This window comes from Trueperaceae bacterium (assembly GCA_023954415.1).
In the GTDB taxonomy this organism is placed as follows: domain Bacteria; phylum Deinococcota; class Deinococci; order Deinococcales; family Trueperaceae; genus JAAYYF01.
Genome location: JAMLIB010000004.1, coordinates 90418 through 106961, shown reverse-complemented (window position 1 = coordinate 106961; position 16544 = coordinate 90418). Strand labels below are relative to the sequence as shown.

Below are 16544 nucleotides of genomic sequence, written 5' to 3'. Positions count from 1 at the left end.
GAGTAACCGCCACGCTCTTCTCGATGAACGTTCGCGCCACCTACTACCTGGTGAGCTCCCTCAACTGGTTCGCCAACGTCGTGCCGATGGCCGTCTCCGTCCTGCTCGCGCAGTCGCGGGGGCTGTCGTTGAGCCAGGTCGGCATGTACGGAGCCGTGTACACCCTCACGATCGTGCTGCTCGAGCTCCCGTCCGGGGCGCTGGCCGACACGTTCGGACGCAAGCGCACGTACCTGCTCGCCTGCGTCCTGGCCTTGCTCGCCAAGGTCCTGTTCCTGGGCGCGTTCGACCTGACCGGCTTCGTCCTCTACTCGCTCCTCTGGGGCACGTCCCGGGCCTTGAGCTCCGGGGCGCTCGACGCGTGGTTCATCGACGCCCTCCAGGAGCGCGAGCCGGGCGCCGCGCTGCAACCCGCCCTCGCGGCCGCGGGCTCCTACAACCTCATCGGGCTCGCGGCCGGCACGGTGACGGGCGCGCTGCTGCCGGGCCTCTTCGCATGGTTGCCGAGCGACGGCGCCGCGGTGCTCACCCCGTTGTCGGTGACGGTCGTGGCCTCCGGCGTGATGCAGGCCGCCGTCATCGCCCTGACGGCGCTCCTCGTGCGCGACCCGCGGCCGGCCTCGGAGCGGCTCGCATGGCGAGCCGGGCTGGCCGCCGTGCGCACGGTGGTGGCCGACGCCGCCGCCCTCGCGCGCGGCAGTCGACCGCTCCGGCTGCTGCTCGCCGGCGAGTGCCTGGTGGGGATCGCGCTCATGACCTCCGAGACGCTCTGGCAGCCGTTCTTAGCCGGGCTGCTGCACGACGCCCGACCGAGCGCCGCCCAACCCGGTGTCACGGGGCTCGTCGGCGCGCTCCTTGGCACCACGGCCGCCGCGGACGCGCGTGCGCTCGGGTTCGTGCTCGGCGGCAGCTTCGCCATGGGCGTGTTCGGCAACGTCATGGCCACACGGCTCACCCGGTTCCTGAAGGGGCGCGACGCCCTAGCGGCCGGGCTCCTCCAGCTGCTGCAGGCGACGGCGTTCGGCCTGTTGGCCCGGCAGACGGGTCTGGCGGGCGCGACCGCGCTCTTCTGGTTGACCTACGTGGCGCGTTCCGGCTGGTCTTCGCCACACCTGGCGCTCTTCAACGCCGCGGTGCCGGCGGCGCGCCGCTCGGTCATGCTCTCCGTCCTGTCGCTGGCCGGGTTCGCGGGTAGCTTCCTAGGCAGCCTGGTCCTGACGCCGTTGGCCCAGGCGACCTCGATCGCGGCGGCCTGGGGCGTGTGCGCGGGGGTGCTGGCCCTCGGCGTGACGTTGTACCTGGCGCTCGACCGGCTGGCCCGCGCCGCTCCCCGGTCGGACGGTCACCGGGCCGGACCGGCTGCCACCTCGCAGGAGAGCGCCTAGCCGCCCAGCGGCGGTCTCATCAGGCCTTGCCGCCCTGCGCCGGTCCTACCAGGTGTCGCCGCCCCCGGGCGGGGGCCAGGCGCCTAGCATGCGGCGCAACAGGATGATCTGGCCGAGGTGGTGCGCGTCGTGGATGAACATCGACATGGTGCTGGTGGCAGCCGACACGCTGCTCCCCTCCCGCACCGGACGTGCGACCGCCGCCGGCTTCGCGACGACGGCGCGGTAGCGGGCCAGGCCGGCCTGGTACTTCTCGACCATGCCGTCCCAGTCCGCGGCCGACGCGCTGGGCCAGCCGACGGCGGCGGTGGCGACGGGCACGGGCGGAGCGCCGTCCAGGATGGCCAGGTGACGCTGCTGCCAGAACAGCATGTGGGCGAGGACCTCGGCCGGGCTGTACGGGCTCCCTGCCGGCTTCCTGACGGCCACCTCGCCGCTCAGGCCATCCAGGGCCCTGTCGAAGGGCGTGAAGCCGTCGTGGCTCGCGTCGCTGAGGTGGTCGTAAGCGGCTGCCACGGCGGCGGCCGCGGGGTCGGGTCCTGGCACGGCGTCCTCTGTCATGCGTCAAAGCCTACAACCGCTCCAGCAGCTCGACGGCCGCGCGTGCGTATTCGCCTATCCAGCGGTCGTAGATCCGCTTGATGGGCAGCGGCGCCAGCGTGAGGACGCGCTCACGCCCCACCTTGCGGCCGATCACGAGCTCGGCGCGCTCCAGGACGCGGAGGTGCTGCAGGACGGTCGTCCTGTCGAGGTTCGGGAGGAGGTCGCAGAGGGCGCCCGTCGTCATGGACGAGCGGCGCAGGGCGTCGAGCATCCGCCGCCGCGTGGCTGACGCCAACGCCTTGAACACGCGGTCGTCGTCGGAGTCGTCGAGCTGGTCGCTACCGTCGGCCGGCAACATGTGATATAACTATAACATGACAGACTCGGAGCGGTTGGAAAGCCTGTCCTTCACGGTCTCGGCGCGCGTCTCACGCCCTCGCGAGGAGGTCTACGAGGCGGTGGCCGACCCTGCCCAACTCTCCAGGTACTTCACGACCGGCGGCGCGCGCGGGCGGCTCGAAGCCGGCGGCGACGTGACGTGGGACTTCCACGACTTCCCCGGCGCGTTCCCCGTCACGGTCCTGGAGGCGGACCCGCCGCGCCGCATCGTCATCGAGTGGGGCGGCAACAACACGCTCGACCCCACTGGCAAGACCAGAACGACGTTCGACTTCGAGCCGCTCGACGGCAACGCGCGCACGCTCGTCACCATCACCGAGGCCGCCTGGCTGGGGACGCAGGCGGGCGCCAAGAGCGCCTTCGGCAACTGCGAGGGCTGGACCGGCATGCTGGCGGCGCTGAAGGCGTGGGTCGAACACGGCATCAACCTGCGCGAGGGGTTCTACAAGTGACCTAGCCGCCCGGAGAGAGGCCGTTCGGCGAGCCCGCCAGAGTCGTTCATGGGACCGGCGGGCCACCCGACCAGACCCGAGGGCTCGAGCGAGGTGCGGCCCCGAACGTAGAATGGCTCGTGCCTGACACCGGGGGTCCTCGTAGGCGCGCGCCCGGGGCGGTGCCGCTCGAGGTGGCCGCGGCGCTGGCGATCCTCTACCTCGTCTGGGGCTCGACCTACCTCGCCATCAAGATCGCCGTCGAGGAGCTGCCGCCGTACCTCATGCTGGCGGTGCGCTTCGGCAGCGCCGGCGCCATCATGTACGTCTTCTCCCGCGCGCGCGGCGCCCCGCACCCGTCAGGACTGCAGTGGCTCGGCTCGGCGGCCGTCGGTGTGCTCCTGCTCGTCGGCGGCATGGGCAGCGTCGGCCTGGCCCAGGCCTTCGGGGCGCCGTCAGGACTCGCGGCCGTGATGATCGCCACCATGCCCCTCTGGTTGACGCTCCTGTTGGCGTTAGGCGGCGAACGGACCGGCAGGCGCGACTACGTGGCCATGGGCCTAGGCATCGTCGGCGTGCTGCTGCTCAACCTCGACAGCGGCCTGCGCAGCAACCCCTTGGCGGCCGTCCTGCTGCTCGTGTCGCCGTTCTCCTGGGCGTTGGGGTCGGCGCTCAGCCGCAAGCTGCCGCAGGCGCCGGGCGGGATGGGGTCGGCGGCGCAGATGCTGGCGGCCGGCGCGCTCTTCGTTCCGCTCGGGCTCCTACGCGGCGAGAGCCTCGGCGCATGGCCGTCGGTCGGCCCCGCGCTAGCGCTCGCCTACCTAATCCTGTTCGGCTCGCTGATCGGCTTCAGCGCGTACGTCTACCTGCTGAACCAGCGCGTGAGGCCCGCGCTCATGACGTCCTACGCGTACGTGAACCCCGTGGTGGCCGTGCTGCTCGGGGCCTGGTTCGCCGGCGAGCGCCTGACGCTGCCCGCGCTCGCCGGCATGACGGTGATCGTGCTCAGCGTCCTCGTCGTGGTGCGCTCGGCGCCGCGGGGCGACTGAGCGCCGTCCGGGCACGAACGCGACTCAGAACAGCTCCACCTTCCCCCAGCCGTTCTGGACCACCACCTCGAAAGTCTGGACGCCGAACGGGGCCACGGGCGCCAGCTCGATGTAGAGCTCCAGCTTGCCGAACTCGGCCGGTACGGACCAACCGGCGCGGGCGGGCCGCTCGTGCGTGAGCGCCGGCTCGCCCCGCGGCCGGAGCTCCCCCAGGTTCACGAACGCCTGGCGCAGGTACTCGACACGCCGCGCGAGCGGGAAGTCAAGCTCGGCGTTCTCGGCGAACACGCGCGCGTAGCGCTCGGCGACTTCGGCGGGTGAGCCGGTCCGCGCCTCGCGGACGAGGTCGTCGACCGCCCTGGCCGCCGCGAGGGTCTCGGGCCAGGGCTCGATGGCGGCGGGCGACCCGCCGCCCGCCGCCATGAGCGGGAACATCACGCGCCGCGCCAGGTCGGGCACGCCCGAGTGCGTGCCGTTGGCGGAGGCGATCACGGTGTGACCGGAGTCCGCGTGCCAACACATGTAGGCGGTGAAGCCGGGGTAGCCGCCGGCGTGGGACACGAGCACGCCGTGGTCGGTGAACCGCTCGACGTTGAGGCCGTAGCCGTAGGCCCGGGTGACGAGGCCGCGCAGCGGCCGCGGCGCGTGGGAGGTCTCGACGTGCGTGAGCGGCTGCTGCCCCTCGGCGAGGTCGGCGGCCGTGAACGTGGCGCCCACGGGGACCGCCTGGTGCATGTGGAGGTGCGCCCACGCCACGAGGTCGCGCGCGCTCGAGTACAGGCCGCCGATCGGCGAGAAGACGCCGGGGCCGGAGGCCCGCTGCACCGTCCAGCCGCCCGGCTGGCCGGGAAGCATGGGCTCGCGGTGGTAGCCGCGGGCGGTCGTGGGGAGGTCGTCGGCCGCGAAGCGCGTGTCCAACAGGCCGAGCGGGTCGATGATCCGCTCCCGAACGAACTCCTTGAAGTCCTGCCCGCTCACGCGCGTGATGACCTCGCCGAGGACCGCGTAACCGAGGTTCGAGTACTCGTACGCGTCGCCCGGAGGGGAGTCGAGGCGCAACCCGCCCGCGAGCCAAGCGCTCAGCTGCTCACGCGAGCGCGACTCCTGCCGGTCGCCCCACGGGTTGTCGGTCGCCAGGCCTCCGGACATGGCGAGGAGGTGGCGGAGGCGCAGCACCGGCCACCCTTCCGGCGCCACGACCTGCAGCTCGGGGACGTGCCGGACGACCTCGTCGTCGAGCCCAAGCCGACCTTCGCGCCGCAGGATCAGGAGGGCGAGGGCCGTGAAGCTCTTCGTGCAGGAAGCGATGCGGAAGGGGGTCGTGACGTCGTAGCCGTCGCCGCCCCAGGTACGCGTCTCGACGATCTCGCCGCCCTTCGCGACGGTGACGATACCGCTGGGGCTGAAGTTGCCGGTGGCGTACTGCTCGACGACGGCGTCCAGGTCCTTGAGGCCTTGTGCTGGCATGCACGAGCATACGCGTCCTGGTGGCGATCCGGACCCGCTTCGCGGGCGCCAGGGCGTCGACCTTCAGGAGCGCGCGCCACGCGCCCAGGCCTGTGGGCCACCGCGTCAACCTGGCCTCGATGTGCGCGCCTAGGCCTGCGTGATAGCCGCGCGCAACCGCCAACCCGCCAACGCGAAGAGCACGACGGCGAAGCCGAGCAGGACGCCGACGTACGGCAGCACGGCCCCGAGGCCGCCCTCCTGGCGCACCAGGACGTTGAAGCCCTCCAGCGCCCAGGAGTGCGGCACGACCTTGGCGACCTCGCGCATGGTCCTGCCGAACAGCTCGAGCGGGACCATGCAGCCGCCGAGCGCGGCGAGGACGAGCCCGAGCATCACCGACACGCCGCCGGCCTGCTGCGCGGACGAGAAGACGGAGCCGATCAGCATGCCGGCGCCGGCCGCCACCGCGGAGAACGCGCCCAGGAGCACGAGGACGGCGAGCGGGGCGCCCCATTCGACGCCGAACACGAGGTTGGACGCGACGACCACGTACATCCCCTGGAACAGGGCGACGAGGAAGCGCCCGAGCCCCTCCCCCACCACGATGGTCAGGGAGCCGGTCGGGGAGGCGAGCATGCGCCTAGTGACCCCGAGCTTGCGGCTCTCGACCAGGTTGGTGGCGCTCGTCAGGCCCGTGAGGAACACGAACAGGACCAACTCGGCCGCGGAGACGAGCCCGAAGCCGAGGTAGTTCCTGCGGGCGCCGCCGGCGTCGACGATGACGGTGTCCAGGCTCAGTTCCGGCACACGCGCCGCTGCCTCGCGGACGGCGCCGAGCGCCTCGGCGAACGGCTCGCCCGTGCGCCTGGCGAGGTGACCGGCGGCGAGCGCGTCGGCGGTGGCCGACTCGAGCGCCGCCTGCACGTCGAGGCGGTAGTTCTGGCCGGTCCCGCCGGCCTGCCCGTAGTAGGCGACCTCGGCCGAGGCGCCGCCGGCCACGAGGTCGTCGAGCCCGGTCGGGAAAGCGACCCCGACCACGTAGCCTCCCCGCTCGACCCCTTCGCGTAGCCCGGCCTCGTCGGGCACGCGCACGACCTCGAGGCCCTCGCGCCCGTCGAGCGCGGCGGCGAAGCGCTCGACGAGCCGCCCGTCGCCATGGACGGCGATGCGCGCCCGCGTCTGCGCGCCGAACGTCACGCCCGTGATGAAGATCAGTCCGATGGGCAGGAGCAGGGCAAAGAAGTAGTTGGAGCGGTCCCTCAGGAACCGCTTGAGGTTGTTGATGCCGATCGCGAGGACCTTGGTCACCGCGTGAGCCTCCTGCCGAAGGCCGCCCAGCCGAGCCCGCCCGCCACGGCGGCGAACACGAGGATGGCGAGCGCGTCGGGCAGGGCGGCTTGGACGCCGCCGCCCGCCGCGTCCGCCATGCCGCGCAAGAACCAGAAGTGCGGCGAGACGCGCATGAGGAGCGACAAGGCGCCGCCCGCCTCCGGCAGGGGGAAGAACGTGCCGCCGAGCACCCCGAGCGTGATGGCCACGATCGACTGGACGTTGCCCGCCGCCTCGGCGCTGCGCGCGAACGCCGCCACGGCCATGAGCACGCCGGCGGCCGCGGCGACGACGCTGAGGACGAGCAGGAGCACCGCGGCCGGCTCGCCCCACCTGGCGCCCATGAGGAGCGTGCTCGCGCCCCAGAGCACGAGCAGGCTCAGCACCCCGACGCAGACGCTGGCGAGCACCTTGCCGCCGATGATGGAGCGCCGCGCGATGGGCGCCACCAGGAGGCGGGCGAGCGTGCCGTCCTTCTCCTCGTCGAGCAGGCCGGCCACCCCCATCTGCACGATGAAGAACACGAAGAACACGGCCATGCCGGCTGCCATGTACGTGACCAGATCGAGCTGGCGCTCCGACGTCCGCCGGTCGACGAGCACGAGCGGCTGCGCCGCCGAGGCGACCTGGGCCATGACGAGCGGCGCGAGGACCACGCCGCCCCGCTCGCTCAGCGCGGCGACGGCCCAGGTGCCCGCGCGGAGCCGGGCGAGGAACGAATCCGCCAGGGTCTCGGCGAGCTGGGTCCCGAAGAGCGAGCTCGTGGTGCCCAGCACCCTCACCGTGGCCGGCTCGCGCCCCAGCGCCCCGAGCAGCCCCCCAGGCACGACGATGACCGCGTCCAGCTCGCCCGCCGCCAGCGCTCGGCGCGCCTCGCCCTCGACCGCGCTGGCGAGGTCCGCGGGGGCCGGCTCGACCGCGCCGACCGGGAGCGCCACCTCCCGCCATGAGATGACGCCGGCGTCCTGAACGGCGCCGAGCAACGAGCGCAGGCCGGCCGAGACGGCGGAGCGGTCAGCGTCGACGAGACCGATGGTCGGCGGATCGGGGATGCCCCGCGCCAGCGGTCCGAGGAGAAGGCTGAAGACGTAAGCGAGGGCGAGCGGCGCGGCGACGCCGTAGATGAAGAAGGAGCGGTCGCGCAGCCGCTGCCTGAGGTCCTTCCAGGCGATTAGGAGGACGGCGTTCATGTCAATCCCGCAGGGCCTTGCCCGTGAGGCTGAGGAACACGGCCTCGAGGTCCGGCTCCCTCACCTCGATGCCGGTGACGTTGACGCCGGGGGCGTCCAGCGCGTGGACCAGCTGCGTGAGGAGGCCGCTCGCGCCCTTCGCCGCCAGCCGCAGGCCCTCGTCCGCCACGTCCGCGCGCGAGACCCCCTCGACGCCCCGCACGCGCTCGGCGGCAGCGGCGAGGTTCCCCGTCGCGCTCACGCGTACGTCGTCCTCGCCGCCCACGAGCCGCACGAGCTCGGCGCGCGTGCCCTCGGCCACCAGGCGGCCGTCGTCCACGATGCCGATCCGGTCGCAGAGGCGCTCCGCCTCCTCCATGTAGTGGGTCGTGTAGAGCACGGCGAGGCCACCGTCCGCGAGCAGCTCGATCGTCTCGAGGATGGCGTTGCGCGACTGCGGGTCGACGCCGACGGTCGGCTCGTCCAGGATCAGCAGCTTGGGCTCGTGGAGGAGCCCGGCGGCGATGTTGAGCCTGCGCTTCATGCCCCCTGAGTACTCGCGAACGAGTTGACCGGCGCGGTCTAGCAGTCCGACCGTGTCGAGCACGGCGTCGCACCGCCGCGCGAGCTCCTTCCCCCCGAGCCCGTACAGCCTGCCGAAGAAGGCGAGGTTCTCGCGCGCGTTCAGGTCCGGGTAGATGGCCAGGTCCTGTGGCACGAGGCCGATGGACCGGCGGGCGGCGACGCTCGTCGCCGCGACCGGCTCGCCGTCCAGCACGACGGCGCCGCCGTCTCGCCTCAAGATGCCGGCGACCATCGAGATCGTGGTCGTCTTGCCTGCCCCGTTCGGACCGAGCAGGCCGTAGGTCTCGCCCCTTGCCACGGTGAACGACACGCCGCGCACGGCCTGCAAGGCGCCGAAGCTCCTCCTCAGGTCCCTGACCTCCAGGAGCGCCTCCGGGGTGGGGTTGGCGGGTATCACGCCAGTAACGTACCAGACGCTCGTGAGCGGCCGCGATCCGGCACGCCCCGGCCCCGCGCCTTGTGGCGCCCTTGTGGCACCAGGCGGGCAGGATGTGCTCCGGGAAGAAGCTCGAGGCCGGCGCCCCCAGTAAGCGCGTCGAGTGAGGAAGAGACCTTGCGTATCCGAACCGTCCTCATCAGCCTGGCAGCCCTCGCCTGGCTCACCGCCTGCGGCCCGCAGGGCGGCGATGCCACGCCGCCGACGCTGCTCTCCGCCTCGCCCGCCGACGGCGCCACGGACGTCGCTCTGAACGAGGCCGTCGTCCTCACCTTCAGCAAGCCAGTGAAGAAGCTGCAGGTGACCCCCTCGCCGCTCGTGGGGCTGGCCGCCCCAGTGTGGGACGAGGCGCGTCGGGTGGTGACCATCGCCCCGGCGCCCGCCTGGCCGGCGGGCACGGCGCTCGGCTTCGCCATCGTCGCGGAGGACGACGCCGGCAACACCCGCAGCCTGGACCTGAGCTTCACCACGCTCGACGACCAAGAGCCGCCGGCGGCGCCCACCGGACTGGCGGCCGAGGCCATGGACGGCGCCATCCGGCTCACGTGGACGGCCAACACCGAACCGGACCTCGCGGGCTACCTCCTCTTCTGGGGGGAGGACCCCGACGCGCCGACGGGCGTCGCGGCCCTGCCGACGGCGCCGACCGAGCACGTACTGACGCCGCTCGAGAACGGCACCACGTACGCGGTCTACCTGGTGGCGGAGGACGGTACCGGCAACCGCTCGACACCCTCGGCGACGTTGACCGCCACCCCGGGTGACACCACGCCGCCGACGCTGGTCTCCAGCCAACCGTCCGACGGACTGCGGGGCGTCGGACTGGTGACGCGTGTGCGCTTCGCGTTCTCCGAACCCATCGACCCAGGCTCGCTTGAAGTCTTCCTCTACCAGGTGCAGGCGCCCGCCGAGGGCGACCCTCTCGACCCGGGAGCGCCCGTCGAGGCAACGCTGGACACGACGTTGCTCGGTGCCCCGTCCTGGAGCCCCAGCGGAACGCTGGTCGAGTTCGACGACGTGGCCCCCGACCTCATAGAGAGCGACAAGGCCTACCGCTTCCAACTCGTGGCCGAGGACCTGGCCGGCAACGCGCTGCCGACCCCCACGACCGTCTCCTTCATGGCCGGCTTCGTGCCCGACGTGATCCCGCCCGAGGTGCTCGGCTTCACCCAGGACGTCGACGTGGACACGGGCCGCGGCGTCCTCACCTTCGACTTCAGCGAGCCGATGGACCAGACCGCCGCCGAGGCGGCCTTCGTCAGCGCCCCCGCCATGAGTTGCGCCTGGGCGTGGCCGACACCGGCCCAGGCGAGCTGCACGGTCGCCGGTCTGCGCCAACTGCAGAGCTACGCCGTGCAGTTCACGGTGGAAGCGCGCGACCTCATGGGCAACGGCCTCACGGCCCCCTGGAACGGCGACTTCGACACCCTGAACTTCAAGCCGCGGCTGGTCAGCTTCACCCCCGCGCCGTCGCGGCTCGGCCTCCCGCCCCGGACGAACGACCCGAGCCAACCGATCACCTGGACGTTCAGCGAGCCCGTGCAGGTGGACAACATCGCGGGCGAGGTCCGCACCGGCAGCGGAGCGCTGTTCGACACCATCACCCAGGCCAGGGTGCAGCTGAGCGGCGACGGTCTGACGATCACCTACTACCCGCCCAGCAACTACAACTGCACGGGTACGACCTACGTCTGGCGGCTCGACAGGGTCTACGAGCAGGGCAGCGCCGGGCGCCTCATCCTGTCCACCCCGCAACCCTACTCGGGTTCGTTCCAGTGCGGCGAACCCGGGATAGGCACGTCCCTCCAGTCAGGTAAGCAAGGAGCGCAGGCATGAAGAAACGCCCCCTCGGCAGGCTCGCGGTCGCGGTGCTCACGCTGCTCGTCGCTTGCGGCGCCCCCACGCCGCCCGACGACGAGCCGCACTACCCGGCCGTGCCCAACGCGGACACCAGGGTCCTCGACGCGGCCGCTCGTGACGCCCTACAGGCCTACGACCAGGACAGCGGAGTGCTGGTCTTCTCCGGCGCAGACTTACCGGCGTTGGCGGTGGGTAACGTCGTCGTCTCCGAACCGACCGCCGCGGCCCCGAACGGCATCCTGAGACGCGTCACCGGCGTCGACGACTCCGTGGCGGGGGAGCTCACCTTGCAGACCGAGCTCGCGTCGCTCGACATGGCGCTGGAGTCCGGCTCGCTCTACGAGAGCTTCGCGATGACGCCGGACGACGTCGCCACGGTGGAGTACCACGTCGACGGCCTGCGCCTGTTCGACCCCGCCGAGCCGGCCGAGCGCCAGCGGCTGGCGGCAGCGGCAGCGGACGGCCTCTCGCCCCTCTCCCTGCCGTCCGGCTTCATCGGCTGGAGCTTCGACGACCTGGTCGTCTACGACGCGGACGGGAACCTGAGCACCAAGAGCGACCAGGTCCTGGTCAAGGGCGACGTTGGCGCGCAGCCCATCTTCGACCTGGCCTTCGCGTTGAACTGCAGCTACTTGTGCCTCGAGACCAACCCCTACTTCAAGTTCGAGGTGGGCGCTCAGGTGATCGCGCGCCTGGCGCTCGACAGCAAGACGCCGGTGGGGCTCACGCTCAGCAAGGCCATCCCGCTCGCGACCATCACGGGCAAAGCCATCACTTTCTCCATCGGGCCGGTCCCGGTCGTCATAGTCCCCAAGCTCAAGCTTGAGCTGCGGATCGACGGCTCCATCGGCTTCAGCGTCAGCTACGAGGTGCAGGAGACCCTGACGCTGAAGGCCGGCGGCCAGTACAAGAACGGCAAGTGGTCGAACATCAGCGACGCCAGCCACGAGGAAGTGGCGCAGCCCGTGAAGTCCCCGTCGTTCGTCCAAGTGGTGGCCAAGGCCAAGCTCAAGGGCGCCATCCGCGGCGAGCTGCTGCTCTACGGCATGGTCGGGACCTATGCGGAGATCGTGCCGTCCGTGGGAGTCGACATCGCCTACCCCCGCGCGCCCATCTGGAAGCTCACCGCGGGCCTCGCGGCCAACGCGGGCATGACCATCGACGTCTGGCTCTTCAGCAAGGACTGGCAGGCCAAGCTCATCGACCTGGAGTGGCAGGTGGCCCAGTCGGACAACACCGCGCCCGAGTTGACGATCCTGACCCAGGGGCCCGTGCAGGTCGGACCGAACGGCATAAACCTCCGAGCCTCGGTTCGCGACGCGGAGGACGGGAACGCGTGCTGCTCCACCACCTTCCGCTCGAGCGACCCGACTGACGGCGCCTCTGGGCTCCTGGGGACGGCCACGGGCCCGACGCCGGAGGTGCCCGTCGTCTTCGCCACCACCGGGACCCGCACGATCACGGTGAAGGCGGTCGACTCGGGCGGCAAGGAGACCACCAAGACCGTCACGCTCGGCGTGGAGAACACCGCCCCGGAGCTGACCATCACGGCGCCCTACAACGGTCAGACCTTCTACGCCGGCCAGCCGGTGCGCTTCCGCTCCTTCAACTACGACCCCAACGAGGAGGAGTACGCCGTGCCCTGCGACCAGCTCGCCTGGAGCGCCGGAGCCGCGCTGGGGACGGGTTGCACCCTGACCGTGACCGACGGCTTCACGCAAGGGGCCCGCACGGTCACCCTCACCGCCACCGACAGCCACGGCGCCGTCAGCACGGCACAAGTCAGCCTGGCCATCGGCCCCGCGCCCGCCAACTACCCACCGCGGGTCACCATCACCAGCCCGCAGGACTACAGCTACGCGCCGCAGTTCGAGCCGTTGACCCTAAGCTTCGACGCCCTTGACCCGGAGGGCGACGACCTCGTGAGCACGGTCTGGGACGCGCTGGTCGGCTACGACCCGAGCACCGGCACCGGCACGGCCCTCTATGCGGTGGTGCCGGATGACCAGGGCAGGTGGAGCGTCTCCCAGCTCCCGGGCTTCGAAGGCAACGTCTGCGAAGTCAACACGCTCATCCGGCTGCGGGTAAGGGTGACGGACGCGCAGGGGAGCGTGGGCGAGGACTACGTGGTACTGCGCTTCGCCGTCATCTGCTGAGGCTGTCGCGGGCAAGCGGGCGCAGTTGGCGTGAGGAGCCGGCGCTCCCGTCAGCCTGCCCTATGGCGGTGGTCGACGAGGACGTGCTCGACGGGAAGCTTGCGGTGGGGCTTCGGCAGCTCCTCCGCCAGGCCGTAGAAGATGAGGGCCACGACGCGCGTGCCGTCCGGCGCGCGCTCGCGGCCCAGGAGCGGCCAGAAGCCCTCATGCTCCGTCACGGCGGCCGTCGACCACTTCGTGGCGATGCCCTTGGACCACAGGTGCAAGCAGAGGTTCTGCACGGCGCAGGCCACGGCGGCGTAGTCTTCCCGCCGCGTGGTCTCATCGGCACCTTCCGCGCTCGTGCAGGTGACGACGAGCACGCCGGGTACCTCGGCCCAGTCGCGGCGCTTGGCCTCCACCCGGTCGGGCTTGGAACCGGTCCGCTCCAGTTGTTCGCCCCAGAGCCCGGCGAGCCGCGCTATCCGCTCGTCGTCCAGCAGGTAGAAGCGCCACGGCTCGGTGCGCTTGTGGTTCGGCGCCCAGCGGGCGGACTCGACGGCCGCGACGACCTCGCGATGGTCGAGCGCCGGCCCGCCGGTCAGCTTCGCTTGCGGGACGGAGCGGCGGGTGCGGATCACGTCGACCGTGGTCGGCTCCGCGGTCGGCTCCGCTGTCGGCTCCGCGGTCGGCTCTGCTTCGGCGGCGACCGCGTCCATGAGGGCCACCCCCACCGCGCCCGGGTTGTAGGCGACCTCCCACGCGAAGCCGTCCGGGTCGGCGAAGTAGCCGGAGTAACCGCCCCAATCGCGCTGGGCGGCAGGCTCGAGGATGGTGGCGCCGGCGGCTCGTGCAGCTGCCAGAGCCTCGTCGACGAGCTCCCTAGCCGGCACGTTGTGGGCCAGCGTGAACGGCGGATGGCCCGCGCGAGGGCCGAGCGGGCCGACCTCGGCCTCGAAACCAGCTGCGCTCCAGAGCGAGAGCACGAGCGTGGGCGAGAGCCGGATGAACACGACCTCGCCTGCGGCCTCGAACGCGGGTTGCCAGCCGAGACCGTCGACGTAGAACGCGCGCGAGACGCCCACGTCGGCGACGGCCAAAGTTATGAAGTTGACTCTTGGGTCCACGGGGGATTCTATCCGGGCGCCGCTCTCAGCTTCGCGCTCCGCTACCGGCGGTCCCGGGCTCCATGCGCTTGACACGCACGGCGCTGCGAACGAACGCAACGACGAAGCCGAGCGCCAGGACCAGCACGACCGTCGCGGCCGGGTCGCTGTCGATGAAGAACGAGAGGTAGACGCCGAGGAACGCGCCGGTGGCGGCGACCGCCGCCGCGCAGACGAGCATGCCGCGCAACGTGCGGCAGAGCAGGTAGGCCATGGCGCCCGGCGCGATGAGGATGGCTACCGCCAGGATGATGCCGACGGCCTGCAGGGCGGCCACGATGGTGAGCGCGATGAGGGCTAGGAGCCCGTAGTGCAGGACCTGCACCCTCAGGCCGACCGCGCGCGCTTGGGCCGGGTCGAAGACGTAAAGGAGGAGGTCGCGCCACTTGAACGCGACTAGCCCCGTCACGACCAAGGCTATGGCTCCGGTCTGGACAACGTCCCCCCAGCTCACCCCGAGCATGTTCCCGAAGAGGATGTGGTTCAGGTGCACGTCCGTCTTGACCTTCACGAACATGACGACGCCGAGCCCGAACATGCCGGCGAACACCACGCCCATCACCGTGTCCTGCTTGATGCGGCTGTTCGCCCCGAGGTAGCCCGTGGCGACCGCCGTGAACATGCCGGCCAGGAACGCCCCGACGGCGAGGGGCCAGCCCAGGACGTACGCGAGCACCACGCCGGGGAAGACGGCGTGGCTGACCGCGTCGCCCAGCAGCGCCCACCCCTTGAGCACGAGGAAGCAGGAGAGGAGGGCGGCCGGCACGGCCACCAGCGTCGTGATGAGGAAGGCCTCGTTCATGAACTCGAACCGGAACGGCGCCAGGAGGACCTCGAGCATGCTCAACCGGCCGCCTCTCGCAGCGCCTGCGCGTCCGAGCCCCGTTGCGCCGCGCCGCGCAGGGCCAGGCGCGCCCTCCGCCTGGCCGCCAACACGCCGTGCTTGGGCGCGAACGTGAAGGCGGTGAGGAAGATCGCCGTCTGGAGCACCACGATGATGCCGCCCGTCGCGCCGTCGAGGAAGTAGCTGGCGTAGGCACCGACGAAGCTGGTCACGGTCCCGATGTTCACGGCTATGGCGAGCAGCCTCGGGAAGCGGTCCGTGAGCAGGTAGGCGGTGGCGCCGGGCGTCACGACCATGCAGATGACGAGGAACGCCCCGACCGTCTGGAGCGCCGCCACGGTAGCGGCGGCGAGGACCGTGAAGAACATGACCTTGAGCCTGCCCGGCCGCAGGCCCACGGAGCGGGCGTGGTTCTCGTCGAAGAAGGTGAGCACCAAGGCCCGCCACTTGAGGAGGAGCACGGCCAGGCACACGAACCCGATGACGGCGAGTTGGAGCGTGTCCGTCGGGGTGATCGCGAGGACGTTGCCGAGCACGATGGTCTGCACGTTCACGTGCACGGGCGAGACGGACACCATGAAGAGCCCGAGCCCGAAGAACGTGACGAGGATGAGCCCGATGACCACGTCCTCCTTCAACTTCGTGCGCTGGTTGAGCACGAACATCGTGCCGGCCGCCAACAGCCCGGCGACGAACGCCCCGACGGAGAACGGCAGCCCGAACATGTACGCCCCCGCCACGCCCGGCACGATGGCGTGCGAGAGCGCGTCGCCGATGAGCGACCACCCCTTGAGCATCAGGTAGCACGAGAGGAACGCGCACACGCAACCGACTAGGGCGGACACCCACATGGCGTTCTGCATGTAGCCGTACGTGAACGGCTCGAGCAGCGTCGTCATCAGTTCTCTGTGCGTCCCAGCCGCGCGCCGTCGAGTGCCGGCCCCCCGGAGCGCTCCTCCATGCCCGCCAGCGCCCCGAAGAACGGGCCGTCCGGCGACCGCCGTCCGACCACCCCTCCGAACGCCCGGTCCAGGTTCTCCTTGGTGAACGTCACGTCAGTCGGGCCGTAAGCGAGGACGGTGCCCTTGACGAGCACGACGTGGTCGCAGAACGTGGGCACCGAAGCCAGGTCGTGGGTCGACACGAGCATGACGCGCCCTTCGCCCCGCAGCTCGGCGAGCAGGGTGACTATCCTCTCCTCCGTCTTGACGTCCACGCCGCTGAACGGCTCGTCGAGCAGGATCACGCGGCTGTCCTGTGCGAGTGCCCTGGCGAGGAACACGCGCTTACGCTGGCCGCCGGAGAGCTCGCCGATCTGGCGCTTGCGGAGCTCGCTCATCCCGACCCGCTCCAAGGCCGCGCCCACGGCCTCCCGGTCGGCGCGCCGCGGTATGCGCAGGCCGCCCATGTGACCGTACCGCCCCATCATCACGACGTCCTCGACGAGCACGGGGAAGTTCCAGTCGACCTCCTCGGCCTGCGGAACGTACGCGATGAGGTTCTGACGCAACGCCTTCGCGACGGAGCGGCCCAGGACGCTGATCTCGCCGCGCGCCGGCCTGACGAAGCCCATGATGGCCTTGAACATCGTGGACTTGCCCGCGCCGTTCACCCCCACGAGCGCCGTGATGGTCCCCACCGGGATCGCGAAGCTGGCGCCGCTGAGGGCCGTGTGACCGTTACGGTACGTGACGGTCACGTCCTCGACCCTGATGCCGGCGCTCGCACCGTGGTCGCTTGTCGTCTCGGATCCTGCGGTCATAC

The 16544-nt window shown here is 71.3% G+C and carries 14 protein-coding genes and 1 pseudogene; 5 read left to right on the top strand and 10 right to left on the bottom strand.

From position 1 onward, the window contains the following. Positions 1-23 precede the first annotated feature (23 nt). On the top strand, positions 24-1385 hold the full coding sequence (locus M9914_06155) for an MFS transporter (GenBank protein ID MCO5173759.1): 1362 nt from the start codon (positions 24-26) through the stop codon (positions 1383-1385). Between the two features lie 45 nt (positions 1386-1430). Here M9914_06155 and M9914_06150 read toward each other — a convergent pair whose 3' ends face one another. Together M9914_06150 and M9914_06145 are read right to left on the bottom strand one after the other, a co-directional pair. Next, positions 1431-1946: a DinB family protein gene (locus M9914_06150; protein MCO5173758.1), complete on the bottom strand. Its 516-nt coding sequence runs from the start codon at positions 1944-1946 to the stop codon at positions 1431-1433. A 10-nt stretch (positions 1947-1956) separates the two neighbouring features. Next, positions 1957-2286 carry a metalloregulator ArsR/SmtB family transcription factor gene (locus M9914_06145; protein ID MCO5173757.1) on the bottom strand — a complete coding sequence of 110 codons (330 nt, stop codon included), beginning with the start codon at positions 2284-2286 and terminating at the stop codon, positions 1957-1959. A gap of 16 nt (positions 2287-2302) precedes the next feature. Between M9914_06145 and M9914_06140 the strand changes: the two genes are divergently transcribed. Both M9914_06140 and yedA read left to right on the top strand, forming a co-directional pair. Further along, positions 2303-2779: an SRPBCC family protein gene (locus M9914_06140; GenBank protein MCO5173756.1), complete on the top strand. Its 477-nt coding sequence runs from the start codon at positions 2303-2305 to the stop codon at positions 2777-2779. A 119-nt stretch (positions 2780-2898) separates the two neighbouring features. Next, positions 2899-3807, top strand: a complete 909-nt coding sequence (gene yedA, locus M9914_06135; protein MCO5173755.1) for a drug/metabolite exporter YedA — start codon at positions 2899-2901, stop codon at positions 3805-3807. A 24-nt stretch (positions 3808-3831) separates the two neighbouring features. On the opposite strand, the gene M9914_06130 is transcribed toward yedA, so the two are convergent. From M9914_06130 to M9914_06115, 4 genes are all read right to left on the bottom strand, one after another. After that, the gene (locus tag M9914_06130; protein ID MCO5173754.1) at positions 3832-5274 is read right to left on the bottom strand and encodes a beta-lactamase family protein; all 1443 of its coding nucleotides are present in this window, start codon (positions 5272-5274) and stop codon (positions 3832-3834) included. A gap of 129 nt (positions 5275-5403) precedes the next feature. Further along, positions 5404-6564 carry an ABC transporter permease gene (locus M9914_06125; protein MCO5173753.1) on the bottom strand — a complete coding sequence of 387 codons (1161 nt, stop codon included), beginning with the start codon at positions 6562-6564 and terminating at the stop codon, positions 5404-5406. Beyond that, positions 6561-7775: an ABC transporter permease gene (locus M9914_06120; GenBank protein MCO5173752.1), complete on the bottom strand. Its 1215-nt coding sequence runs from the start codon at positions 7773-7775 to the stop codon at positions 6561-6563. Before M9914_06120 ends, M9914_06125 begins: the two co-directional genes overlap by 4 nt. Position 7776: 1 nt before the next feature. Further along, positions 7777-8736, bottom strand: a complete 960-nt coding sequence (locus tag M9914_06115; GenBank protein ID MCO5173751.1) for an ABC transporter ATP-binding protein — start codon at positions 8734-8736, stop codon at positions 7777-7779. 156 nt (positions 8737-8892) lie between these two features. On the opposite strand from M9914_06115, the gene M9914_06110 reads away from it, so the two are divergent. After that, positions 8893-10611, top strand: coding sequence for an Ig-like domain-containing protein (locus M9914_06110; protein ID MCO5173750.1), 1719 nt, complete (start codon positions 8893-8895; stop codon positions 10609-10611). Continuing rightward, entirely contained in the window at positions 10608-12791 is a 2184-nt protein-coding gene (locus tag M9914_06105) for a hypothetical protein (protein MCO5173749.1), read from the top strand. Before M9914_06110 ends, M9914_06105 begins: the two co-directional genes overlap by 4 nt. A 50-nt stretch (positions 12792-12841) precedes the next feature. On the opposite strand, the gene M9914_06100 is transcribed toward M9914_06105, so the two are convergent. From M9914_06100 to M9914_06085, 4 genes and pseudogenes are all read right to left on the bottom strand, one after another. Then, positions 12842-13897: a nitroreductase family protein gene (locus M9914_06100; protein ID MCO5173748.1), complete on the bottom strand. Its 1056-nt coding sequence runs from the start codon at positions 13895-13897 to the stop codon at positions 12842-12844. 25 nt (positions 13898-13922) lie between these two features. Further along, complete coding sequence (locus tag M9914_06095) at positions 13923-14777, bottom strand: metal ABC transporter permease (protein MCO5173747.1); 855 nt, start codon at positions 14775-14777, stop codon at positions 13923-13925. Positions 14778-14779: 2 nt separating this feature from the next. Next, entirely contained in the window at positions 14780-15679 is a 900-nt protein-coding gene (locus M9914_06090; protein MCO5173746.1) for a metal ABC transporter permease, read from the bottom strand. Between the two features lie 107 nt (positions 15680-15786). Then, a pseudogene (locus tag M9914_06085) lies at positions 15787-16542 on the bottom strand (manganese/iron ABC transporter ATP-binding protein). Positions 16543-16544: the final 2 nt, after the last annotated feature.